Source organism: Streptomyces sp. NRRL S-920 (genome assembly GCF_000717945.1).
Taxonomy (GTDB): Bacteria; Actinomycetota; Actinomycetes; order Streptomycetales; family Streptomycetaceae; genus Streptomyces; species Streptomyces alboniger.
In genome coordinates this window covers 1-205 of sequence record NZ_JODF01000196.1, presented here as the reverse complement: position 1 = coordinate 205, position 205 = coordinate 1, and the positions used below count along the sequence as shown (strand labels likewise).

The window sequence follows — 205 nt, the reverse complement described above, 5'->3', positions numbered from 1 at the left end:
GCACTCCTTCGAGTTCCGCATCAACGGCGAGGACCCGGGCCGCAACTTCCTGCCCGCCCCCGGCACGGTGACGAAGTTCGAGGCTCCCTCGGGTCCCGGGGTGCGGCTGGACGCGGGTGTGGAGTCCGGCTCGGTGATCGGTCCGGCCTGGGACTCGCTGCTGGCCAAGCTGATCGTCACCGGCGCTACCCGCGAGCAGGCGTTG

The 205-nt window shown here is 71.2% G+C and carries 1 pseudogene; it reads left to right on the top strand.

Annotated elements, in window-relative coordinates:
• Positions 1-205 (top strand): annotated as a pseudogene (locus tag IG54_RS39010) (acetyl-/propionyl-CoA carboxylase subunit alpha); the annotation flags it as partial.